The 22,817-nt window shown below is 44.1% G+C and carries 29 protein-coding genes; 4 read left to right on the forward strand and 25 right to left on the reverse strand.

What is annotated here, in order from left to right; translation table 11 throughout:
* Positions 1–9: 9 nt before the first annotated feature.
* The 22 genes from EFA47_RS14740 to EFA47_RS14840 form a co-directional block, all read right to left on the reverse strand.
* Entirely contained in the window at positions 10–1,047 is a 1,038-nt protein-coding gene (locus EFA47_RS14740; RefSeq protein ID WP_016295829.1) for a YqaJ viral recombinase family nuclease, read from the reverse strand.
* On the reverse strand, positions 1,047–2,189 hold the full coding sequence (locus EFA47_RS14745; RefSeq protein ID WP_122643972.1) for a hypothetical protein: 1,143 nt from the start codon (positions 2,187–2,189) through the stop codon (positions 1,047–1,049). Before EFA47_RS14745 ends, EFA47_RS14740 begins: the two co-directional genes overlap by 1 nt.
* Positions 2,190–2,454: 265 nt before the next feature.
* The gene (locus tag EFA47_RS14750) at positions 2,455–2,565 is read right to left on the reverse strand and encodes a hypothetical protein (protein ID WP_016295827.1); all 111 of its coding nucleotides are present in this window, start codon (positions 2,563–2,565) and stop codon (positions 2,455–2,457) included.
* Between the two features lie 113 nt (positions 2,566–2,678).
* Positions 2,679–3,128: a SufBD protein gene (locus EFA47_RS14755; protein WP_122643973.1), complete on the reverse strand. Its 450-nt coding sequence runs from the start codon at positions 3,126–3,128 to the stop codon at positions 2,679–2,681.
* A 74-nt stretch (positions 3,129–3,202) separates the two neighbouring features.
* A complete protein-coding gene (locus EFA47_RS14760) occupies positions 3,203–4,042 on the reverse strand; it encodes a nucleotidyl transferase AbiEii/AbiGii toxin family protein (protein WP_122643974.1) in 840 nt (279 codons plus the stop codon).
* Positions 4,042–4,662, reverse strand: a complete 621-nt coding sequence (locus tag EFA47_RS14765; RefSeq protein ID WP_023042404.1) for a type IV toxin-antitoxin system AbiEi family antitoxin domain-containing protein — start codon at positions 4,660–4,662, stop codon at positions 4,042–4,044. The genes EFA47_RS14760 and EFA47_RS14765 overlap by 1 nt, the downstream gene beginning before the upstream one ends.
* A gap of 138 nt (positions 4,663–4,800) precedes the next feature.
* The gene (locus EFA47_RS14770; protein ID WP_122643975.1) at positions 4,801–5,127 is read right to left on the reverse strand and encodes a hypothetical protein; all 327 of its coding nucleotides are present in this window, start codon (positions 5,125–5,127) and stop codon (positions 4,801–4,803) included.
* A 115-nt stretch (positions 5,128–5,242) separates the two neighbouring features.
* Positions 5,243–6,175 (reverse strand): hypothetical protein, encoded by a 933-nt coding sequence (locus tag EFA47_RS14775; protein ID WP_122643976.1) that lies wholly within the window; start codon positions 6,173–6,175, stop codon positions 5,243–5,245.
* Between the two features lie 11 nt (positions 6,176–6,186).
* Entirely contained in the window at positions 6,187–6,624 is a 438-nt protein-coding gene (locus EFA47_RS14780; RefSeq protein WP_016295821.1) for a hypothetical protein, read from the reverse strand.
* Complete coding sequence (locus tag EFA47_RS14785; protein WP_016295820.1) at positions 6,621–6,962, reverse strand: hypothetical protein; 342 nt, start codon at positions 6,960–6,962, stop codon at positions 6,621–6,623. The genes EFA47_RS14780 and EFA47_RS14785 overlap by 4 nt, the downstream gene beginning before the upstream one ends.
* Positions 6,963–6,967: 5 nt before the next feature.
* On the reverse strand, positions 6,968–7,831 hold the full coding sequence (locus EFA47_RS14790) for a hypothetical protein (protein WP_122643977.1): 864 nt from the start codon (positions 7,829–7,831) through the stop codon (positions 6,968–6,970).
* A gap of 15 nt (positions 7,832–7,846) precedes the next feature.
* Entirely contained in the window at positions 7,847–8,104 is a 258-nt protein-coding gene (locus EFA47_RS14795) for a hypothetical protein (protein ID WP_122643978.1), read from the reverse strand.
* A gap of 11 nt (positions 8,105–8,115) precedes the next feature.
* Positions 8,116–9,240 carry a hypothetical protein gene (locus EFA47_RS14800; protein WP_122643979.1) on the reverse strand — a complete coding sequence of 375 codons (1,125 nt, stop codon included), beginning with the start codon at positions 9,238–9,240 and terminating at the stop codon, positions 8,116–8,118.
* Between the two features lie 79 nt (positions 9,241–9,319).
* Positions 9,320–11,590, reverse strand: coding sequence for a nitric oxide reductase activation protein NorD (locus EFA47_RS14805; RefSeq protein WP_122643980.1), 2,271 nt, complete (start codon positions 11,588–11,590; stop codon positions 9,320–9,322).
* A gap of 27 nt (positions 11,591–11,617) precedes the next feature.
* A complete protein-coding gene (locus EFA47_RS14810; RefSeq protein WP_122643981.1) occupies positions 11,618–13,492 on the reverse strand; it encodes an AAA family ATPase in 1,875 nt (624 codons plus the stop codon).
* A 3-nt stretch (positions 13,493–13,495) separates the two neighbouring features.
* Positions 13,496–14,251 carry a hypothetical protein gene (locus EFA47_RS14815; RefSeq protein ID WP_122643982.1) on the reverse strand — a complete coding sequence of 252 codons (756 nt, stop codon included), beginning with the start codon at positions 14,249–14,251 and terminating at the stop codon, positions 13,496–13,498.
* Complete coding sequence (locus tag EFA47_RS14820; protein ID WP_122643983.1) at positions 14,251–14,628, reverse strand: hypothetical protein; 378 nt, start codon at positions 14,626–14,628, stop codon at positions 14,251–14,253. Before EFA47_RS14820 ends, EFA47_RS14815 begins: the two co-directional genes overlap by 1 nt.
* Before the next feature lie 96 nt (positions 14,629–14,724).
* Entirely contained in the window at positions 14,725–15,222 is a 498-nt protein-coding gene (locus EFA47_RS14825; RefSeq protein ID WP_122643984.1) for a single-stranded DNA-binding protein, read from the reverse strand.
* A 220-nt stretch (positions 15,223–15,442) separates the two neighbouring features.
* Complete coding sequence (locus EFA47_RS19930; protein ID WP_016295811.1) at positions 15,443–15,604, reverse strand: hypothetical protein; 162 nt, start codon at positions 15,602–15,604, stop codon at positions 15,443–15,445.
* A gap of 1 nt (position 15,605) precedes the next feature.
* Entirely contained in the window at positions 15,606–16,055 is a 450-nt protein-coding gene (locus tag EFA47_RS14830; protein ID WP_016295810.1) for a hypothetical protein, read from the reverse strand.
* A gap of 10 nt (positions 16,056–16,065) precedes the next feature.
* On the reverse strand, positions 16,066–16,629 hold the full coding sequence (locus tag EFA47_RS14835) for a hypothetical protein (RefSeq protein ID WP_122643985.1): 564 nt from the start codon (positions 16,627–16,629) through the stop codon (positions 16,066–16,068).
* A 74-nt stretch (positions 16,630–16,703) separates the two neighbouring features.
* A complete protein-coding gene (locus tag EFA47_RS14840; RefSeq protein WP_122643986.1) occupies positions 16,704–17,186 on the reverse strand; it encodes a zinc ribbon domain-containing protein in 483 nt (160 codons plus the stop codon).
* Positions 17,187–17,448: 262 nt separating this feature from the next.
* On the opposite strand from EFA47_RS14840, the gene EFA47_RS14845 reads away from it, so the two are divergent.
* The 4 genes from EFA47_RS14845 to EFA47_RS14865 all read left to right on the forward strand — a co-directional run bounded on the left by EFA47_RS14845 (position 17,449) and on the right by EFA47_RS14865 (position 20,004).
* Positions 17,449–17,718 carry a helix-turn-helix domain-containing protein gene (locus EFA47_RS14845; RefSeq protein ID WP_016295807.1) on the forward strand — a complete coding sequence of 90 codons (270 nt, stop codon included), beginning with the start codon at positions 17,449–17,451 and terminating at the stop codon, positions 17,716–17,718.
* A 307-nt stretch (positions 17,719–18,025) separates the two neighbouring features.
* A complete protein-coding gene (locus EFA47_RS14855) occupies positions 18,026–18,838 on the forward strand; it encodes a MerR family transcriptional regulator (protein WP_016295806.1) in 813 nt (270 codons plus the stop codon).
* A gap of 101 nt (positions 18,839–18,939) precedes the next feature.
* Positions 18,940–19,416, forward strand: coding sequence for an SAM-dependent methyltransferase (locus tag EFA47_RS14860; protein WP_122643987.1), 477 nt, complete (start codon positions 18,940–18,942; stop codon positions 19,414–19,416).
* A gap of 9 nt (positions 19,417–19,425) precedes the next feature.
* Positions 19,426–20,004, forward strand: a complete 579-nt coding sequence (locus EFA47_RS14865) for a GNAT family N-acetyltransferase (protein WP_122643988.1) — start codon at positions 19,426–19,428, stop codon at positions 20,002–20,004.
* A gap of 326 nt (positions 20,005–20,330) precedes the next feature.
* Here the strand turns inward: EFA47_RS14865 and EFA47_RS14870 are convergent, their stop codons facing one another.
* From EFA47_RS14870 to EFA47_RS14880, 3 genes are all read right to left on the reverse strand, one after another.
* Positions 20,331–21,074 carry an ABC transporter permease gene (locus tag EFA47_RS14870; RefSeq protein ID WP_016295803.1) on the reverse strand — a complete coding sequence of 248 codons (744 nt, stop codon included), beginning with the start codon at positions 21,072–21,074 and terminating at the stop codon, positions 20,331–20,333.
* Positions 21,061–21,795 (reverse strand): ABC transporter ATP-binding protein, encoded by a 735-nt coding sequence (locus tag EFA47_RS14875; protein WP_016295802.1) that lies wholly within the window; start codon positions 21,793–21,795, stop codon positions 21,061–21,063. The genes EFA47_RS14870 and EFA47_RS14875 overlap by 14 nt, the downstream gene beginning before the upstream one ends.
* Positions 21,796–21,868: 73 nt before the next feature.
* Positions 21,869–22,618 carry a MerR family transcriptional regulator gene (locus tag EFA47_RS14880; protein WP_054351732.1) on the reverse strand — a complete coding sequence of 250 codons (750 nt, stop codon included), beginning with the start codon at positions 22,616–22,618 and terminating at the stop codon, positions 21,869–21,871.
* Positions 22,619–22,817: the final 199 nt, after the last annotated feature.

Genomic DNA, 22,817 nt, shown 5'->3' on the forward strand with positions numbered 1-22,817 from the left:
GTCTCCTTTCTAAATTGGCTGGACCGACACCTTTACCTTGCGGCTTTCCGATGCTTTTAGAACATCAGTATAAATTGCCGGGTATTTTTCCTTCAAGGCTTTGGAATCGGGCCTGCGGGTTGTTTTTGTCACAAAATCAATCAGAAGCTTATCGCTGGTCGTCTCCAAGACGCCATGCTCATGCTCCTTCATGACTTCGGCAATTCGCACACTATGTGCTTCAATCTCCTTTTCATATGTTTTGATTTCTCTGTTGCATTCAGAGATTTTCCCTTGAAGCATTGCAATTCTGCGCAAGGGCGATTCATACTTGCGGGAAAACTCTATTGTTGGAAGTCCCGCCTGACTTGCACCATAAATCCTTGCCAGTGACTCCAAAGCAAGCTTTGGTGCAACATCTGCCATTGTCGGGGGTTTATCATTCTCAAGGCTCCAGATCCATTCGTCCAGGCGTTCAAAGATCATATCCTCCTTCGCCTTATCACGAATAATCTCAGGCATTGCCAGATCATTGTCCGGATTATTTCCCCAAACGGCAGAAAAAGCGCCAATGTTCACATCCGCTACCGCAAGATAAAACCTCAGCTGCAGTTCATAGTAGAGCGGAATCGCTCCATCTGCCCACTCATCCGCTTTGTGATAAGTACAGCTTTTACACTCCAAAATTCCCGGTTCGTTATCGGACGCCCGTGTAAAGCGCCGGTCGAAATTGGCAAGAGCGTAAGGATGATCTGCGTGCTGATACAGATTCGTGTCTTCTGTAACGGTATTGCCTGTCTTTGCACCATACCAATAGGCAGCAACCGGCTCTAAAAGATGTCCCATTTGCAATTGATTGGCATTGGCTTTTTTTGCAGGCTTCATTTGCCCTTTTTTGATTTTCCACAGCTCCAGCGGAGTCGTCCATGGTGATACACCAAAAATAGCTGCAACATCGCTTCCACCCACGGTATAGGGAATATCCCCTTTGGGGCCGTGCATACGGCATTCCAGCCATCTGTCATTCGTCATACCTGCGGTATCACAAAGAACAATCGGTTTTGCCATCAGTAACTCACCGCCTTTGCAAGGTCGTAATCACTCCATCTGAATGAAAGCGCACGAGCCATATTTTCTTCTATGACCAGCATCTTACTTTCCGGCGTGTTTTCAGTCCTCAAAATAAACGGGATCTCCTGCATAGCAAGAAATACGTCATGGGCTGTCGCCGGGCCGCCTCCGTATGCCATCTCGTACATGGCGATAGCTTCGACTGCAGCCTTTTTTGGCAGACTAAGTTTTTTACATACCCTGGTCATAGCGTTTACCGGATAATCCAAATGGATCTCCAGCAGTTTCTGCAGTTTGGCAATGCTATCCCCGAATTGGGCAAACAGCTGATCCAACGCTGTATCAAAGTCGGAAACCTTGGACTGATGCCTGTGGTCAACTGCGATGCAGCCCCCGATATGGATAGAACGCTTTCCGCTCACCAGTAGGGCTGAGACCTTTGCTGAAGCCACTCCAGTATCCGAACTCATAAAACGGACACCCGGAGTCAGTTTGGAAGCCATAGCCGTTTTTCCTTGGGAATCCAGCAGCTTTGTGTACGCTCCTAGCAAATCCTCTTTTTGATCTGGCATCGTCCATGCTGCGCTTACCATCGCATGGTCACAGTAGCCGGACTCAAACTCGTTTCCTGAAAAACGGGCATCCAGCTTTGTCTTCAGAGCAGTGAGCAGCTCATCAATCGGTAGCACTGAATAATCAACAGCATCCCCGGAATGAACCGCCGCAACTTTTTCATCACGAATCAGCAAAAGTGCATCCGCTGAATAAAGACGCAGGCAGGCGTTTAACACCTCCGCCAGCACTTCACGGCTCAGTTTAGGGAGCGCCGTGCCACCGATTTTTGCCCTGTCCAAAAGGCTTTTGTAGGCTGTCATGCGCATGGGAAAAAGTTCCCCGTTAATACACATAGCTAAACCGAGATTTTCAGCTGTGTCATCCACAGCCTCCTGTGTTGTTCCCGCTGCAAATGCCGACAGATTTGTACACAGAGCAGAGCCTTTATCCAGCGGCTGAATTTCAAGGTCACTGACCCTGGCTTTCACCCAGCGGCTGTTCTTGGACTGCTCCTTGTGATAATCCAGCATAAAGGGATAGGAACTGAATGTGGTGTAGAAACCATCCTGACATTGTTTTTGCATATTTCATGCTCCTTTCTTTTCTGGCGGGATTGCCGCCTTGATATATAACAAAAGCCAGCAATCCCGAAAGACTGCTGGCTTATGCCCAAATGAATTGGCCGGAAAACAAAAAAAGTGCCATCTGCAAAATTGCAAATGACACTTTGATAAACTCTGTTAAACTGTGTTTAGCCGTAGCCAAACTTGATACTGATGTAAATATTATAACAGATTTATTTGCAATAGTCAATCCACCAGGAGAAAAGAGCATTCTTACTGCAAATGTTTACTCCGAGCGCTTATTTCTGTAAGTTCGGTTAATCTGAAACATACACATAAAAACAACGCCAAACACGCTGCCGCCTATAAAACTAAGGATACCTATCAACCATCCCATACTATATACCTCCTTTTTGATATAAAAAAGAGATGCTGATAATCAACATCTCCGGGTTACAATATTCTTTTTATTTCAAAACTTTATGAATTGATAAATCAGAATTTGCTTTTTTATAATTTTTGTATTTCTTTCAATGCTTTTTGAATATCCTTATAAATTAAGGGTTGCATACTATCATCATAAATACATACATTAGCTTTATGAAGTGCAGAAAGAATATCATTCCTCAATTCTGGTTTATCCTTTGCAATAATCGGCAACAGCTTAATACATTGTCTTGCTGTAATAGGTTTAACATCTGTTATATGTTTTAAGTAGTTATCAATGATTTCATCAATTTTATAATCTTTATCCCATTTTGCATTATAGGCAATCAGTGTAAGCCCTCTTGTGCGGATATAAGAATTATCACTGTCAAGCATATCGCTTAATCTATCCATATAAAGATAAACACAATCTGTTTCAATGCTTTCTTTTTGCAATTCCTGTAATGCCTTGTATGCAACATTATTATTTTTATCAAATAATAATTCAAATGTTTCTGCTATATTAAGTGACACAATAACCTCCTTCACAAACTCCGATTTCTATTATAAGTGTTTCATGGTAAAATTTAATCTTTTCTTACTTGATATCACAAATCAAGAATCTTTGCAATTTCGTCCACTGTATCAAGAACTTCATTGAATTTCAAATCTCCAATGTATTTGTTGTCCGCAGCATAATTATCCCACAGAAGATATAACTGCGGCTCTTCACGGATATCCTTCAAAATATCTCTCCAGTCCATGATATCATCAACCGAATCTCTTTTCTCCGCAGTATGAATAACTGCTACCCTCAGAACCTCTATCTGAACCACATCTTTACGGCTGCGGTAAAGAGTATGTAAATCATAATAATCCCTTGCCCTTGTAGTTCCAATGTTTCTGCGGATAATCGTTTCATATTTTTCCGCAAGCACTGTCTCAAGCGTATATGCCATGACCGAAACCGTTTTCTCCTCAAACACAAACGGGAAATCATAACGAATGGCTGCAGGCGTAATAATATCTCCGGTAGTAATGTCTATCTTCATTGGGCTGTCAATCTTCCCGTATTTTGCACGCAGATGAACCCGGAAATTATTGTACGCATCATCCTCGCGGATTGGTTCAATTTTCTGAAATTCAAAAGAAATTCCGTCTCCCACATCCATTGCGATAATCTCTTTGACTGCAGAAACGATCTCGTCCTCTTCCATCTGAATACCACGCACCGTTGTGTCCATATCCATAGTAGTGCGTTCACCAATACCGATCATTGATGATATCAAGAGTCCGCCCTTCAAAATAAAATTGTCCCGAAAGGATGAAGCTGCCAAACGATCAATGATTCTTTCAAATAAAAACATCTGCAGCACTTCCTGTGCACGAAGATTTTTCTTCGCTGCCATGCTGCGAATGGCTCCTTTTAGTTGTTCCGGTGTCTTCATTATAAAACCTCCATATATGTTCTTATCTTATCTTCAATTCCAAATACCTTGCCATATTTCAGCAGTTTTCGGTTATTTGGATTTGTCTTAAAATAGTCCTTAATTGCCTGCGTAAAAAGCTGCAGTTCAATTTGATCCTTATCCCGGATCACATCACAAATACAGCGCTCCCTGTCATACAGCTTTACCATCCCGCCTTGAGGGGATTTTGTTTCTGTTATTCCAAGATCGTAAACTTCCGTCTGCACATAATGACAACGTAAATTTGGATTATCACGCCTTAACCTGCTGATGTTCGTTCCGCGAGGCAGCGTTATATCCAAGATGTTCGGCGCCCTGTCCGACATCCCCCAAAAGAACAGTGCGGTGCCATATGAATATATTATCTTTGCGCTTTGTGCCTGAAGAAGCGCAAACTCGTCAGTAAATTCATCGGTCAAAGTATATAACCCTTTTCGCACCGGATCTAATTTTCCCATATCAACATACTTTTTCAACATCGGTCTGCTGATTCCAGCCGCCTCAATATCAGAAGTCTTAACAAACCCATTGCTTTTTTCTGCAATTGTTTGAATTTTAGTCCAAATCGTGTCCGTATCAATGCACCTCCTTGGTTCCATTTACATCCGCACTCCACATTATACACTATTGAAGTGCGAATGTAAATAGAACCCTCGGAGATTAGTATATCCAAATTGAAAACAGTTATACAAAAAGGGATGCCGCCGAAACGACATCCCCAAGAAAAAAATCAGAATCTACTCGTACTTTACTGTTTTAAACCCTCCGATTGAGGTAAACAGTTCGATAAAAGTCTCGTTAATATTCGCCATATAAAGATGCTCATACAGAAACCTTATTACTTCTGGATTTGATATTTCCATGACAGTACACTCTTGTTTATCAATAAGAAAATATTGTCTGGTCTCGCCATTGATAAAAAATTTTTGCTGGATGCCACCCCAGCGGTCCAGCATATAATTGAACGAATTTATATCAGCATTTTTGCCCCAATCATATACCCAACATTCTTCACCATTTCTGATAATTTTTCTGTACGTGTCCGGATTATAATAAACAGACATATTTCGCCTCCTGTTCATAAGTATATTTGTATTATAGCAAAAAAGCCATCCTTCTTCTACATATAGTTAAAGCAACTGAGGGATGCCTACAAAAGACATCCCCCAGACGCAGATACTATGCTGCACTTCTGTTCAACGACCACATTCCCCTGCCATCATGAAAGAAGTATGTAGGATTGATCTGAAGCGTTTGGCGGATTTTTTCTTTCCACCACTTATTTGCCTGTGCTTTTTTATGCGGCTCTATTTTCTCATAGAGAAACGTGAGCGTCACCGGCTCGCTGCACTGTTCCAAAACGGCAGCAACTACATCACGCCATGTCGCTCCTGGCATATCCCGGATATCGACCTCCGCTTTCTTTGCCATGATAATCGGAACCAGAAGCGGTGAATCCTTTCGGACAATCATCACATACTCATGTAAGATCGGTATGAATTTCCCGCTATACTGGATCTGGTCTGAAAAGCAGTTATGCTGAGCCTTGATGATGATATTCTCCAAGGAGCCCGGCTTGACGATTTCAGAAAGCATACTGTAAAGCACGCCTTTTTTCTTAATGTCTCCCATTAAAACCGCCATCCTGCCACCTTTTTCAAGGGCAGAAAACTGCTTCATCATGGCATAGTTCATTTTATCAACAAAGCTTTCCCAATCTGGTATGCGCGATAGATCATACTGTCTTGGATCATATCCGTAGTTCTTTTGGACATCTAAGGCTTTATACATGACATCCGAATAGGTCACGATATCCCAGTATGGAGGGTGCCAAAATATAAACTCTGGGCGCTCCGGGATCTCGCAGTTCATGATGTCAAAACCGCTGTGCAGGTCATAGAGATGACTGCCAATACCCAGCTTGTCCGCCGCCGCTTTGGTCGTCCCGCTTCCGCACATATAATCGCAGATTTCTGCCGGCTGGAAGAACTCCAGAAGGTCCTCGATCAGCCTGGGGGAACAGTTCCCCCGGTAACGGTTGTTGCCGCCTTCGCCACGCTCCGGATAGGAGACGATGCTGGTCAGCGGCCTTGTATCGCTTTTATAAGGCATAACGCCACCTCCTAACCTCCATTCTCAACAGACTGGTAATCTATTTCTATCGCCTCATCTGTCAAAATGGAAACATATTTTCGGAAAAGCCCTGCGACGGCCTCCTCCGTCATGAGCTGTCTGTGTTTTCCCATGTTCCAGGGATAATCCGGCACATAGAGCAGATAATCCGTGCCGTCATGGCTGTCGCACGCCACAAGATCAATGTCCTCTGCCTCAAGGATCACTTCTTTTAAGATGGTTGCCAGGCCAAGCATATAGTCCTGGTCGAACTCCAGATAATCCTCGTAGGCCGGCTCCGATATCTCACACTCATCCAGCCATGCCTGTATTTTCTTTTGGTACTCCGGTGCCAGGGAAATCAGCTTCTGCAGGCGTTCCACAGACTCATCCGTAATATCGGAAACGCAGATCCCATAGCCGTAAGTATGCCATTCTGAGTAACTCATACTGCACCTCCTAATGGCACGTCATCATGCCAGTTGTTTTTCGCACTGCGGAACAACTCCAAGAGCTGCACCACAGTCATGTCAACATTGGAAACATTTTCGGTAGCCTCAAACCCATCTGCACTTAATTCAAACCAGCAATGGTCCACCTCCTCGTCAAACCTGTCAAAGCGTTTTTCAGGAAGCCCCACCTGCCGGGGAATGAAATATTCCCCACAGTCCAGACAGGATATGACTTCTGCGATTTGCACTTCGCTTATCTCGCCAATAACCACACAGGAATTTGGCATCTTGTAGTTGTCTGCATCCCGGTAGAGATAGTTAATCCTTGTATTCATAGTCTTTATGTCTCCTTTTTCAGATACTCACTCACAAACTCATGTGCAACCTCTGAAACGCTCTCCCAGTAAGATTCCCAGTAAGAATCGTTTTTGCCCAGCTTGTTCTGGAGCCTTTCCGGGAAACGGGGATCCTGGACCATGCGGTTATATTGCTCATCGGTCAGCTGATCCAATTCATCCCAGTCTGACACCTGTGATACAAAATCTTCAAGCTGGCAGGACGCCTGGTAAAGCCATCCCATCTCCCTGACAAACCGATTGGAAACGCAGAACTGCTGAGAGACGATTGCGATATGGTAATGGCTCTCGCAGTATTCGCCGTCAATGTAACATTCATAGAGGGAGTCCGTGGAATGCTCCTTGAACTTCTCATCATCCGCCCATTGCGGAATACAGCCGCTTTCCTGCTCCTCTTTCAGTTTCTGGACCAGTATGCGTTTCGCATCATTGAAGTCCGTATAGACCTCGGAAGAATTTCCCTGTTCGCCGTCAACCGCCCAATCTTCCAAAAGAATATAAATCCTTGGATGCTGGCGACACTCTTTCAGGTCATCAAGCGGCTCCACCATAGACGGAGCCATGATGACAAGATCCAGGATGATGTCGTCAATGGTCTTTTTCTGGTCATACAGTTCAGAGAAAACCTCTTCCAGCTTTTTTACTTCACAGGGCAGTGCAGGAACTTCAAAAGAGCAATATATATCCGGCGTTTCATTTTCCGTTTCCTTATCCTCTCCATCACGGATTTCCGTAATCGTCCCATACAGACCCTCATACTCGCTTTCCGGCGTTCCCACGATGGGAGCGCCGATTACATAAGTTGTGCCGTCGTATTCAAACTCAGCACCGATTCGATTGATAATCATTTTTTGATACCTCCTTTATTCTGAAACTTTTATTGCAAACAGACAGCGTGGATCATAGCGCATTTGGGTGGCCGCCTTTTTGCAGGCTTCCTCCTCGCTTTCCGCCTTTATGACTGCGATAAATGGGGTCGGCTCCATATCGTGCCATCTGCCTTGGTTATCTGTGCCGCACATATCAATATCCGTCAATTCTTCATCTGTCAGACCGACAATATCAAACATTTCTGAGTCACGAACCCATACAGAGTCCATACAAATAACATATGTATTCATCTGAATCCTCCTCACATATGATAATCTACGGCAACCAGTACCGTATCCTCATCCACATCATCAATGTAGCCATCTATGCAGCTGCGCCAGTCTACTGGAACATATTTTTCAGATTCTGCATCCAGCACACTGTCATCTTTGCTCAGCCACTGGTCCTCATCCACGATGTCATGCGAGCCTACCGGATACTTCCAGCTGCCCGGAATCCCATATTCCTCCAGGTATTCCTCCAAGGTAGAGCCCTTGCGGTAAACCAGTTCGCCCCAGTGCATAACTCCGTCCGGGACAATCTCTCCATGGAAATCCGGATCCGTCTTTCCTGCCAGGAACATCTGTTCAAGCTTATGGAACCGCTCTGCGGCTTTCTGGTTTCGCCAGTCCCGCATGGCATCCCACGCAATGTCCTTTTTCCTGGCAGCGCATACCCACCGGTATCCTTCCGGCGCCTCTGATTTCCGGTCCGAGTTGCACCAGCTTCGCTCACCGATAGAATACTCAGTGCAGTCGTCCTTTACCAGGAACATCTCCGGCCATCGCCCGCCAATGGAATACCAATCCCATATGGTGTTTGGATTATAATAATATCCATAGCCGTGATGCTTTTCATCAAAAGAAAAGCCACACCTTTCTTCTGCATATTTCTCAAAACTCTTATAGAGCTTTTTGCGGGGATAATTAGGCAGAGCCACCATTCGTTTTGCTTTCTTTGTACGCTTTTCATGATGAAGCGATCCTGCATCCCTTTGGAACACTTTTCCGTCGCGGACAACAAATCTGCCCCAGAGTGGATCGCCATACTGCTCCACAACTGTTCCTTGAGGCAGCTTTATGCAATCAACCGCATCCTCATATTCCTCGCGCAGTTTTTCTGTCCGATCTTCAAATTCCAGATATTCCGGATCCTCCAGCGACTCACAATAAGGATACATCAGCTCAGAAACGCCGTCATTCACTGCACGGGAGAACGATGACTGAAGATTTTGACATCTCCCAATCGCAAAATCCAGCATAAAATTCTTTGTTTCAATTTGCTTCTGAAGCTCCAATTCCTTCAGCGCCTCTGCAATCTGGTTGTCCAATTCCTTGTCTTCCTGTATCTGAGAGATTTCTAAAGCTGCTAATGTTAAAAAGTGCATAATTACCTTCCTTTCTGAATAACAGGCGGGCAGCTGTAGAAATCCAGCTGCCCGTCGTCTTTTTTATGATTTGATATTGTTATACCCTCACATGCCGCTTCACAACAGCGGTTAGTTTTATGGGCAGTTGGTTTAAATCCGAGATATCCAGGAATGAGTCTCCGTAGATTCTCTCAATGTTTTGCTTGTCATCTCCGATTGCCGCAGCGACAAACAAAATACCTTTACGCTGATACTCCTGCTTGATGCCGCGAAGGTCCTCCTCAGCTGCGGAACCTCCATACCCACTGTCAGCAGGCTGTCCGTCAGAAACCAGTATGAGGATTTTTACTGCTTCTGGCCGCTTAGACAGCTGCTCCGCAACAAAACGGAGTGCCGCCCCGTCACGGTTACTGCCTCTGGCCGCAATATCCATCATGCGGTATTTATCATCATGATCAAAGCCATCAAATTCCGCATAGGAATACAATGCTACTGTATTTCCGACATCGGTATAATCAGTGGAATGGCCATAGACCATAACCGGGATATCCAGGCTCTGGCAGAAATCATACAGAATGATAGCTGAAGCTCTGGCATAAGTACAGCGGTCACAGGAACACATGGACCCTGACTCATCCAGAAGCAGGCCGACTGCCAGTTCCGGGATCTCATTGGGCAGATTGTTCTTATAAAACACCTTGCCGTCATTCCTGCACAGTGCGTGAGCATCCAGACGGCGGCCCATGATAAGCCCGGTCTGTTTACCGCCTCTCCGATTTTCCTTGAGCTGCTTGAGCAAACTCTTCTGCAGCTGGCGGGAAATATTCAGCAAAGGTCCTGAAATAGCATCGTACTGTTCCATAAGCTCCTCATCCACAGAGGCAATCCGGTTGATTCGGATAGGTACTCCTTCATGGATATTCCCATAGGAAATGTTCTGAGCGACATCGTTAAGCTCCTGAATCCTTTCATTCTCCAGTTGCTCACAGGCCGCCTTTTCTGCCATCTTATCCAGAAGACGTTCAATATCGGCAGCCGCACTGTCGTAATGCTCCCGCTCATAATCTTCGTTTTTTTCCACGGAACCACCAACAGGTTCTGAAAGTGATTCTGACTGGTGATAAGGAATACGTCCCTGCTCAGTATCTGAAGTTTCTTGTTTCCCTGAACCGGAACTGCCACCATCTATCGGGGCAGCGTCTTCATTTGAAGAATTATCGCTTTCCCCAGACCCAGATGAATTTTCTTCCGTTTCAGAGTCAGTCTGGGAGCTGTCTGTTTCCTCAGAGTCATCTTCACTGTCGGCATCTGCATGGGTCTGTGCCCGTTTGCCGGCCGTCGCAGATTCTTCTGACCCGCCAGAGGCTTCCGGCACCGGTGTACTACTTCCTTCACCCATTTCGGAACCACCGGCAATTGCACCCAACACTTCCGACAAGGTTTCTGCAAGACTGGCGGAGCCGCCGGAGGCTACTGCCTCTTCCTGACGCTTTTTGCATTCTTCACAAAAAGATTCGATATAGTCCCAGCACCTTACCAGCACCATATTGACAACATTCAACCGGTCTTTTCCGGACCTGCTCAGTAAAGCGCTGTCAATATCGGTAATCAAACCAAACACCGCCTGAATTCTTTCATCGCTGAGCGGTTCGTCCCCGTATTTGATTTCACCAAACTTAGCATAAGAGAGCATGATCTGAAGAATGCTTTCAAAAATATGCTTTCCTTCATCCTCACTCTCAATCATCTGCGTCACCGTTTCGATATGCTCAAAATGCTGCTCCCGCAGCTTTTCAAGACCGTACCCCAATGTGCCTGGAAAATTGTTCAGCATCCTGTTTTCGATATACCCATCCTCAATTACATTGGAAATATAATGGGCAATCATCTGCACCATCTCCAGATTTTTCGGATCAGTTTTCACATAATTCCAGAATGCTTTCTCGTTCCGCGCATCCGCCGTAGTCTTCAAATCCGGCGGATAGGGATACCAGCGTCCGCTTCCTAAATAGTTGGTATGTGTCTGTGCTGCCAAAAAGTCCGTATAAAGGACATGTCCCAGTTCGTGTGCAAACAAACCGCACACAATCTGGTAACGGTTTTCCCGCCCTTTTACCTTTGTAACCAGGGAATTTCCGGTATTGATACGCACAAACACATTGTCCGTTGACGCCACATGCTTTTCTCTCGGTTTCCAGTACAGATTGACGTGGACCCGGCGGTTATAGCGATACCGCCTTGTCTGTGCCGCCGCCAGATCTTCAAAATGTCCCGCCAAAAGACGGGACGAGAAGAATTGTCGGTCTGAAATTTTACTGCGCTGCTCATTGAGCCGCTGTTTTACTAACTTGTGATTCACCCTCGCCATACAGGGTTGACCTCCTTTCTACTACATTTATGCGGTTGCTTTTTTTCGCTTCTTTGTGAAAATCGGTTCCAGAACTGCACTGACCAGCGCCTCACGGTCTACTTCATCCGTGGTCGCCTTGCTGATGATCGTATATAGTGCCGACTCATATACATCGCCGGTAATCTCACTGCTTACGATCCAGTCGATCAGACTGCGCATACCATACGAACCGTCTGTAATACTGTTTTTTCGGCAATACTCCGACAGATCATTGACCACCTGCACCATCTGGGAAATCTGGTACTCATCTGTTGCACCTGTAACTGACATGGCGCGCTGCACCATCACTTCAGGCGTCGGCAACTCCACGTCCCGCACCAGACTCATTCTGTCGATAACGGACTGGTTCATGCCTCGGCACCCTTCGTATTCGATGTTGGTTGTTACTACTACGACTGCATCCGGATGACGCTTTATCACCTCTCCTGTGGGAAGGGTGATTGTCCCGGTCTGCTCCAACAGGGAATTCAGTCCTACCAGAACGCCTGGCTGAACAATTGTGGAAGGTTCCTGGATCTCAATGACATACCCATTCTTCAGAGCCTTGATAAAATCAGTCTCCGTGTAAGTATAGGTCTGACCACTACTCTTAGAATTTTCATCCCGTCTGGACAGAGCACGTACCTTCTCTGTTACACGATCCAGCACAATGCTCATGCAATCCTGAGATGTGGCAGCCGCATTCTCTACGCCCGTCAGTGCCTGATATACCCCCGCCGGATCGTAGTCCATATCATCCAAATCGGGAAGGTTCATCATCTTGGACACATTAGCATAATTGATGCCGCCCATACTCGTCAAAATTGCTTTCTCATGGTCTAGCTGTGCATCACCGGTAGAACCCGAGTCGGAATCCGGGAATATCTGACCGATGAAGTCAAATATTTCTGTTCCTGCCGAGCAAGTGTATGCCATATACGGAAGCCCCAGTCCTGCGGCAATCGCCTTTGCGCTCATGGTCTTTCCGGTTCCGGCCGGCCCTCTAAGGAGAAAATTCCTCATCTGTGTCGGTTTCCCGGTGGTTGCCTGAGCATGTTTACAGATATCAACGACCTCCTGTGGAATGATGTACCATTCCGGAAGCACCGGTATCAGCTGTTTTTCCTGACTGCTCATAGTCCTTGGGTGCAGTTCGTACTTGCCGACAAAATCCGTGTGTTCCACAATGGCATCTGCGCTCTTCACAATAACCCTCGCTGTTTTTGCAAAAATCGTAAATTCCCCCGCAATCACATGGGTAGGCTCAAAAGCGCCGGAATCCAGCTGCACCTGAGATACACGCATCAGATTTCCGGCCTTGTCCACACTCACCTTGACGGCTGCTGAACAGGAGGTATCTTTGATACGTCTGTAGGCGTTGTCACATAGCATTGCCATGTACTCCGTAGCCGAGCGTAAATCCGAAAATCCATGACTGAACTGATCGCGGTACAATTCAAAATTATCACTGAATTCCTCGTCATTCATAAGTACCGGAAACAGCGCCATCATAACGGCAGCTCCGTCACGCCCTGATGCGTTCAGCACATAGTTTTCAAAAGTTTCCGTGTTCTTGTCATACACGCTTGCCATTAACGAACCGGAGTTGCTGTCATATACTACCAGATGATACTCATCAGGCCCCATGGACGATTTGTATTCAGCAACTGTCCTGTGGTCGATGACCCCGACAGCTCCTTCGGCACTGCCATCCATGCAGCGGCAAACTGCATGTACCGCTTTTATGACTGTTGAACACAAAGTTGCATTTGTCCCATCTCCATATTTCGATGATACTGACACCTTTTTGTTCGTCAGTGTATCAAACGGTTCCGGTAAGGGACGGCTGTAATTAAAGATGTTGTTCATGTATGCACTCATACGTTATTTCCTTTCTGCATTTGACTGCGTAAGATTAATTTTGATTCCCTCAGATACACACTGAACATCCGTAAGCCCGGCTCTTATCAGTTCTCGGCAGATATCTGCCCAACTCTCCCGGACCGGAAGTTCTTCTGCAAGCAAAATCAATTCTGAGAGATTTTCCCCAATTGCTTCATTGCATCTGGCATTCAGCTCAAAAATATGAACATCTGCCCACTCAAAAGCCAGCAGTTCGTAATTTTGCACCTCTGGTTCTTCTTCAGGTTCTGGGGCATTATCCTCCGGCTCCAAAACCGCATTCTCTTCAACCTGTGGATTGTACTCAATTCCAACCACCTGCAGATTTCGGATCACAACCTTGGCACGTCGATATCCACCGGCGCGATTGAGCAGAATAAAAACCTCCTGACTTTCCTGAATAAGTTTTTCTGCATTCGGCGCCTCCCAGACCCATCTTGCTTCCGGATACTCAGATAGCACCAGCTCTGTAACCCGTCTGAGGATGACTGAATATGCAAGCACCTGTACATCTTTCTCGGTCGTTTCTTTTACCGGTTCTGGTAAAAGAGGAAGTGGTACAATTACTTCAATCTTTCTGGATGAAAGAAAAAGCAGTCTTATCATCGCTGCAAAAATACCGAGAATAATCAATAACAGGATGGGCCATAGCCGACATATAAAAGTAAGCAAAGCCAGCATACCCAACAGTACCAGCACCTCATATGCCATGTGCCTTTTTTGATCTTTCTTATTCATCACTCTGTTCCTTTCTGACTTCGTTCCTTTGGAATAAAGATATAGAGGCAGTTTACATCGCTGCAGTCAACAGCATCATGCAAAATTACTGCCGCCTGCGATGAGTCAAATTTTTCTCCTGGTATTTCTCCAATACCTGCGGCTGCATGACCAAGAATGGTTCTTCTTTTGAGACCATTCGTCGCTGTCAAAACGCGGCAAAACTCCTCCCCGTCTCGGTAAACCGAAATAGCATACTGTCTGTTCAGGGAAATGCTCATCAGGATGCTATGAAGTTCTTCTTCATTCAGACATCCTTTTGTCTTGCCCTTCATTGCAGCCTTAAATTTTGTGTGTTTCTCCTCCTCAGAGAGAAGGCAAAAGGTTTCATTTGTCATAAGACACCTCCTTTGAAACGCAAAAAAGCGCACATGAGCATACAGTGTCTGTAACTCATGTGCGCCTTAATACGCCCGATTCAATTGTTGCTCCAATCAATTCTCATCAAAGAATGATCCGCCGCCAAATGCTTCATATCCGGTAAAATTTCCGGATGCTTCAGCGCCTGTCGCAGGAGCTGAAGCAGCATTTTGCGGAGCAGTATTCTGGGGAGCCGCATTCTGCTGTCCTGCAGCTGCCTGGTTTTCCTTGGACTTGCCTCCACCGGAAGCATACTCAATGTCATCCAGAATAATAACCATCATTTTTCTGGTTTCTTTGGTATCCTTATCTTCCCAGGAATCTTCGTCCAGCCTGCCAATCAGATTCACAAAGGAACCCTCTTTCAGCTGCATCTTCTTGATGCGCTCGCATACGCCGTTAAACGCTTTGACCGGAAGGTTGATCCAACGGCTGTCGTTTTCAGCATGAGGGTCATAGACCTTCTTGCCGATTCGGAACCTCACAGAATCACCATTCTCAGAAAAGCGAAGAGCTGGCGTGTTGTCATAACCTTTGGATACGACGACTTGTGTTGCAAAAACTTTTAACATGGAAATCTCCTTTCTCGCAGGGGTTACCTGCTATAAAAAATATTTATTTCAAACCTGCTTTGCAGGCAGAAACCAAAAGAAACAAAAAAAGTGCCAACCAGCACAATTGTGCTAATTGACACTTTGAAAACTCTGAAACTCGTGATTTCTCTTTGGAAATCTTGAAACTGATATAAGCATTATAGCATATGCAGCTTCAATAGTCAATCCATCTGAAAAATCACTTAAAAATAGCTTTTTCAATCTCCGTTTTTGCGAAATCCAAAGCAATGACTGCCTTCAGCAAGTCAAATCGGTAGGTGCCGTCTTCATTTTCGTTTTCCTTGACCAACTCCTGTATTTCGTTCAAGAGCCGATTCAACATCTCCTTATCTGCTTCCATTTTAATTACCTCTCTTTTCTATTCCCAGTGCATAGTAGCTACATATCATATAATTGCCCTCATGCTCATATACCGGGGTTTTGTCTGATAAGTATATAATAACAGTATCGCCAATAGAGAGCACCTTCATTCTTTGCCGAATAGGAATTTTCACTACGTTTCCCTCCAGTTGAACCCAGATCCCTTTGGTTCTTTTTCGGAGCCCGACCGTTTCAATTTTCTCGCAGGTTCCCTGGATGCACATATAGTTGCCAGCAAAGCTATTATAGCATAGTCGAATCCCGTTTATAAGCAGAAACCCGGACAACAGCAGGCAGGGTAAGCTAAAATAGAAATCCCGGAAACCAAGCAAGATGATAACAAACAACAGCAGGAAAACAGCACCCCCTACAATTCTTATGGCAATCTGCTTTTGTAAAGGTGCTGGCAACTCATAAAATCTCTCCTTCATCTGCTTCACCTCACAATACGATTAGTTTCTTTTTCTTCAGCAGGCCGAGCAATATCCTTATGGTTTCATCCCTGCATTCTGCGCATTCCATGATCTGCTCCAGACAATTATCTGCGATGGTATTCTTTGTATAGATCGCCTCCACCAACGCTTGCCGGTTTTCAGCATGGAGATATCGGGGTTCAGGTTTGATCTTATACTCTCTAAGAAAGATAAGTTCTGCTACCGTCAGCCGAAGTCCGGCATTCCGAAGCCAGGTTAATGCTTCCTTTTCTGCGCGGCTCAAAAAAATCTCTGGTTTTGCATTGACTGCCGGGCAGCAAACACACTGTGTGAGGATTCTGTATCTTGCCACATCAGTATTTTCTGCTCCCGTTTCTGCCAGACCCATTCTTGCCAAATGCTTCAGCGTCCGCTTCTCCGATTCTGTTTTAACTTCGGAAAATCTAAACCTCCCGTTCAGCCACAACCCCGCCTGTTCTCCGGATAAGCTATATTCCTGACCACATCTCGCCACCCGGAGAAGATGTTCCGTGGAGTTTTCTTTTACAATCCCTTTGGACAAATAAATCATGTTCATCACCTCTTTGACCTTTCAATTACATTACACGATTGGATAAGGTGATTTACAACATTTTATTACGCTGTTTATATCAAGTACATAAGTGCAACACAAGCTCCGGCAATTAAGAGAACACAGACCACCACCAATATAATCTTTTTAACCAGCGCCTTGTCAATCTCCTCACGCCCTCCCCCTTCATCAATGGGACGGACATCATCATAATAGCCGTCATAATCATCTTCTCTCACTGGCTCAGATGCTCCACCAGCTTTCGCAGGAACATCTGGTCTTTTTGTTTTTCCTGCATATCTTTTTTTCTTTACATGCTTCTTGCTGCTCTTTTTCTTCTCCCGCTGCGCTTCGGTAACCGGCGCTTCCTCCGGTACCGCAGAAGATAACGATTCCCCGCATTCCGTACAAAAAGATGCTGCCGGATTTGCAAGTTCTTTGCCGCAATATGGACAGTATTTCATAGTATCGAACTCCTTTCCTGAAAATAAAAAAACAAGCAGATTCCTGAGAACCCACTTGTAGACGATATAAGTATAACAGATTTTCTTTTCCATGTCATCGGCATTTCCTATGCCACTTTTGTGCCATTTTATCTGCCATACCACGCCAATGAAGTTCTTCCCTACGCAATCTCACTACATGGCCATTATCAAAGCATAAACCGCATTGGTCGCGGACAATCATAAAAAAAGCATATTTCTATCTAAACAAGATAATAAATATCTACCCTATCCAACATTATATCTTGTTTCAGTATAAAATCAATAGACACGATAAAAAATATCTAAATAAGATAGAGAAAATGGAGATTTATGAATGGGTAGAAGCATGTTTACAATAAAAGGAAATATATGCTCTGATAAAGTAAGATTGGGCCGCGCACTGCAAAAGCCTCCGATTACACAAGAGGAGCTTGCCCAAAGGATCCAGTTTATGGGTATGGAGGATATGACGCCTCTGATCATCTCACGTATAGAGAAGAACCAACGACATGTCTGCGATGCAGAGTTGCATATGTTGGCAAAAGCCTTGCATGTTTCAATGGAATGGCTGGTTAGTGATACAGACGAGATAAAGTTAAAATAAAATCTTTCAGCAGCGAAAAAAGCGATGCAATCAGCAGACTGCATCGCTTTTTTATTCTTAATTTTAGAACATCGGATCCGAAGTGTATTCTGCTTCTCCCTGATTCTCCTGATACTGTGCCCTGTCTGTCGTTATGGGAAAACAAGTATTTTGGTTTCAAAACTTTTTTTGGGGAAACAGCATAAAGAATTGTTTTCGGAAAACGGCGCGGCTTTTGGGGCTATGCCGTTTCTCCGTTATGGATATGTGCCAAATCTGCTTGAAGTATACAAAACTTCAAGTATAATGATATACAAGAGGTGATAAGATGTTTAGAATAGGTGAATTTTCAAAGCTGACACAAGTATCTATTCGTATGCTTCGATATTATGATGAAGTGGGACTGTTGAAACCAGCAGAAGTCGATAAATGGACGGGACACCGAATGTACTCTGTAACTCAAATCCCCCGTCTGAACAGAATATTGTATTTGCGTGACAGTGGCTTTCTTGTTTCTGAAATTGCGCTTGCGCTTGAAATGAATGATCGTTTACTTCTTGAAACCCTTGAAAAAAAGCGATTAGAAATCGAGCAGACAATACAAAACGAGCAGGAGAAAATACGGAAAATTGCGATAGCAAAAAGCGAGATACAAGAAAACAAAGGGGAACTTCATTACAATATTTCCATTAAGGCGATACCAGAGTATCAAGTGTTATCTTTGCGTAGAGTTGTTCCGACATATTACTCCGAGGGTGATTTATGGAATGAACTTTCTGCTTTTGCCAAAGAGCAGAAAATAGAAATGTCCAATCATACATTTTCCGTTTATCACGACACAGAATATAAGGAACAAAATGTAGATATTGAGTTATGCGTTCCTGTAAATAAGTTATGCAAAGATATTGCTCCATTCTGTTTCCGCACGATTGAGCCTGTACCTGTTATGGCCTGTACGATGGTGTATGGTGATTTTTCAAATATCAAAGGAGCGTATATTGCTTTTGCTGAATGGCTGCAAAAAAACAGTGAATATCGAATGTCCAATCCTATGCGCCAAATTGTACATAGAGGGGCATGGAATGAAAGTAATCCGGCAAAGTACCTGACTGAAATACAAATACCTTTGGAATTAAAGTAGTAATGTCCTGCAGAAATGCAGGGCATTTTTATTTTCCCTCTTGTATCTCACATGATGTGAGGTATTATACTGAACCCACAACGAAAAACAGGAGGTTCAGTATGAACGATTATCAATTAAAACCTATTGGAAAGGTGAAGAATGATGACAATGGAGCATTTATCGAACTGGAGCCGGAATATATCCCCGGACTGCAAGCATTGGAGGGATTTAGGCATATCAATGTAGTATGGTGGTTCAGTGATTGTGATAATCAATCAGACAGAAACATATTGCAAACCGATCAACCCTATAAAAATGCACCATCAGTAATGGGTGTTTTCGCCACAAGGTCGCCCGCCCGTCCTAACCCTATTGCATTAACAACATCAGAAATTATCAGTATTGATCTTAACAGGGGAATTATTCGGCTTACTTTTATTGACGCGAACGACAACACTCCCGTATTGGATATAAAGCCATATACGCCGAGTTTTGACAGAGTGGAGACCCCCGGCGTTCCCGTATGGTGCAGCGAATGGCCGAGAAGCACAGAAGCATCCGGCTGCTTTAATTGGGAACAAGTATTCAATTTCTAAGGGGGCTTTATGAAACTACAAGATTATATTCAGAACAAACCGATACTTGATACAGAAAGGCTCCTATTACGTCCTTTGCAGTATGATGATATTGATGATTTGAAAGAATGGTTGGGCGACAAATCGTTGTATCAATATTGGGGGAAACGTCCCGGAAAAAGTGACTTAAACCCGGAATTGTTATTTCAAAAAAAGGAACGACCTACAAAGAGCTTTCATTGGGGAATCGTTTATAAAAAGGACAATAAAGTAATTGGTGAGATGTGGGTATATCTCATTGAAAATGATCGTATGGCAAAGGTGGCGTTCCGACTTTCCCCGATTTATCAAGGAAATGGGCTTATGGCAGAAGCATTAACTGAAGTAGTGATTTTCTGTTTTGAAAAAATAGAATTGCAACGATTATGGGCTGATGTCCATGTTCTAAATATCGCGTCATATAAAACACTGGAAAAAGCAGGGTTTAAGCGTGAGGGACATATCCGCGACGGTAAAATGGTGAATACCTATTGCGATTACTATTTATACGGTATGACGAGAACCGATTATTATGAAACAAAGGGTATGACACAGCTACAAAGCAGGTAATAAAAAAAACGTTGTTGTGGTGGCGGAATTTTCATGTGCCCAAACAAAATAAAGGTAGTCTACAGCAGCCCTTTTTCATGCCACATTTACCGAGTATGTACTACCATGTAAATCAACTTCATAATACTTCTATATTCGCCCGGTTGGCCTACGACCTGCCGGGCGAAATTTGTTGTTTTCTGCGGTCTGCTCTATACCCTGAAAATCATTTCAAAAAATTTCCCCAGAGGAGGCGTTTAGCGGGCAGGCAGACATCGTGTCCTCTCTAATCCTATTACGGGTTTTTCTCCCACAAAGAAAGAATAAGAGCCATTCCATATTACTTGTTACTCCCATCTGAAAAAGCGAAAAGACACACCGATACAAATGACAGCAAGTACCGCCATGACAATAAGCGGAACAAAAATATTTTCGATTGGAAGTCCTAACGAAGCAGCTTTCAAAATCTTTATCCCCTGTGTCAAAGGCAGAATATCCGCTATCTTTTGCAATGCACTCGGCATTACCTCATACGGCAGGGTTGCTCCAGAAAAAATAAGCATTGGGAAATAGAGCAGGCTTGCAATTACGCTCGCTGTCTGAGAGTTGGGAGATATTCCCCCAACCATCATTCCGATGCTGAATATGGAGAGCATTACCAATATATATCCGCCAAGGAAAGCAGGCAGAGAACCAAGCAGGTGGAAGCCAAAAAAGAGTGTGGATACTATATAGAGCAATACAAGCGATACAACGGAATAAATTGTGTAAATCATCACCTGTACTGCTAAAATCATTGCAGGACTAACGGGTGTTACTTTAAAGCGTTTCAATATTTTTCTGCTTCGGTAATCGGATACCACAAGAGGCAACCCCATAACGCCGCCTGCACAAATCGCAATCGTTGACAAAGCTCCAAAGGACTGATCGAGAAATGTGTACTCTGCACCTTCAAAAGCTGGTTTGTCGCCGTAAATAACGCCAAGTATAATCAAAACCACGAGTGGAATACAGATTGCAAATATGACCATGTTCATATCCCTCAGTGACAGTTTCATTTCGTTTTTCAGCATTGTTTTAAATGTTCTCATTTTCGCTTACCCCCTCGTCAGAATACCATAAGTACGCATCTTCAAATTTGTCATAAGGACTGCCTGCAATGGCTTCTTCTACTGTTCCATAAAAGACGGCTTTCCCCTTTTTTAGTATGCAGATTGTGTCGCATAATGCTTCTACCTCATCCATAAAATGCGAGGTCAGAAAAATGGTCAGTCCTTTTTCTTTGAGGTCAGATAAGATTTTCCATACCTCTCGTCTGGCTTTTGCGTCAAGCCCCGTGGTCAGCTCGTCCAGAAAAACAACTTTAGGCTGCGGTATCAAAGCCAAAACAATAAACAGCTTTTGCCGCTGTCCTCCTGAAAGCTCCTTTACCATACTTTTTGCTTTATCAAAGATGCCAAACTGTTTCAGAAGTTCCCCATAATCTGCAGCATTCTTATAGAGCGACTGTGTTACTTCGCACAATTCGGAAACCGTCACTTTATCTTGATAATTCGCTTCCTGGAATTGAACACCGACATTTTCAAAAAGCTGTTTTCTTTGCAGGAGTGGGGCCATCCCTAAAATGGAAACCGTACCTGCATCGGGTTTTCTTGTGCCTAACATACATTCGATTGTGGTGCTTTTTCCTGCACCGTTTGCCCCAAGCAGCCCGAAGACCGAACCTTGTGTTACTGACAAATCCAAGCCCTGCACGGCATTCAATCTGCCATAAGATTTTGAAAGTTGTTTTACGCTGATGATTTCTTCCATCAACCTGTCCTCCTTTTTCGTTTTTACCACATTATTTTAGCAGTTCAAAAAAGGTTGGTGTAAAGGTGGAGGGTTAGGAAAATATACTTTTCATATCATTAAGAATGCCTATCATTTTCTTGGCATTTTCCGCTGCCTTTTGCAATGAGATAATCAGTCTGTCGCATACGGATATAATATCCGTATCGTCTTTTGGAGTATTAAGTACCCGTTTTATATTGGTATGAGGGTCGTCTGAGAGCGCATGGAGCATACGCAGGATTGCTTCCAATGAATAATTGGCACACCGAAGTGATCTTATTATTTTTAATCGCTTTATGTCTTCGTCTGTGTAATAGCGATAGCCATTTTGTTTACGTTTTATTCGCATCAGCCCGTTTAGTTCCCAATTTCGGAGTGTATCCATGGAAATATTCAGATATTCCGAAACTTCTTTACGTTTCAAGCAAAGCGGCGGTGTTTCGGATATTGCTCTTCCCTCTAAAATCTGCCGTGTTATAGCAATGGCTTCTTCCGCATTTCTTACTTCCTTTTGTATCTGACTCAGATATTCATTTGCCAAAACAAGTGCTTGATCAAAGTCTTTCTTTGCTGAAACCTTAACCGTTTCCACAATCTTTTTTCTCAGTCCGTTCTGAAGGACCTCTATTTGAAATGCGGTACGGGCAAGCCGAAACTGTTCGATATGAAAATCGGTAAATACACGATAACCGTTTGCTTTACGTTCTGCCTTTGGTATCAATTCCCATTCTTCATAAAGCCGTACAGTATTCGGATGTATGCCTATAATCTTTGCTACTTCCGAAGTAGTATATGTATTCATTTGTAACCACCTCCGTTCTGTTAAGCATACCATATATAAAAAGTATGGTGTTAAAGTGGAGGGTTTATTATAGCAAAATTTCTTTGTATTCGCAAATATGCCAACGCCGACAAATGGTTCAACTCACAAGTCCACTGATTCTGTATCTTTGCATCTGGCTCGGATTCAGCCCATGGAAACAGGCCCCTCAAGGCGCAAA

Source organism: Luxibacter massiliensis (assembly GCF_900604355.1).
In the GTDB taxonomy this organism is placed as follows: Bacteria; Bacillota; Clostridia; order Lachnospirales; family Lachnospiraceae; genus Luxibacter; species Luxibacter massiliensis.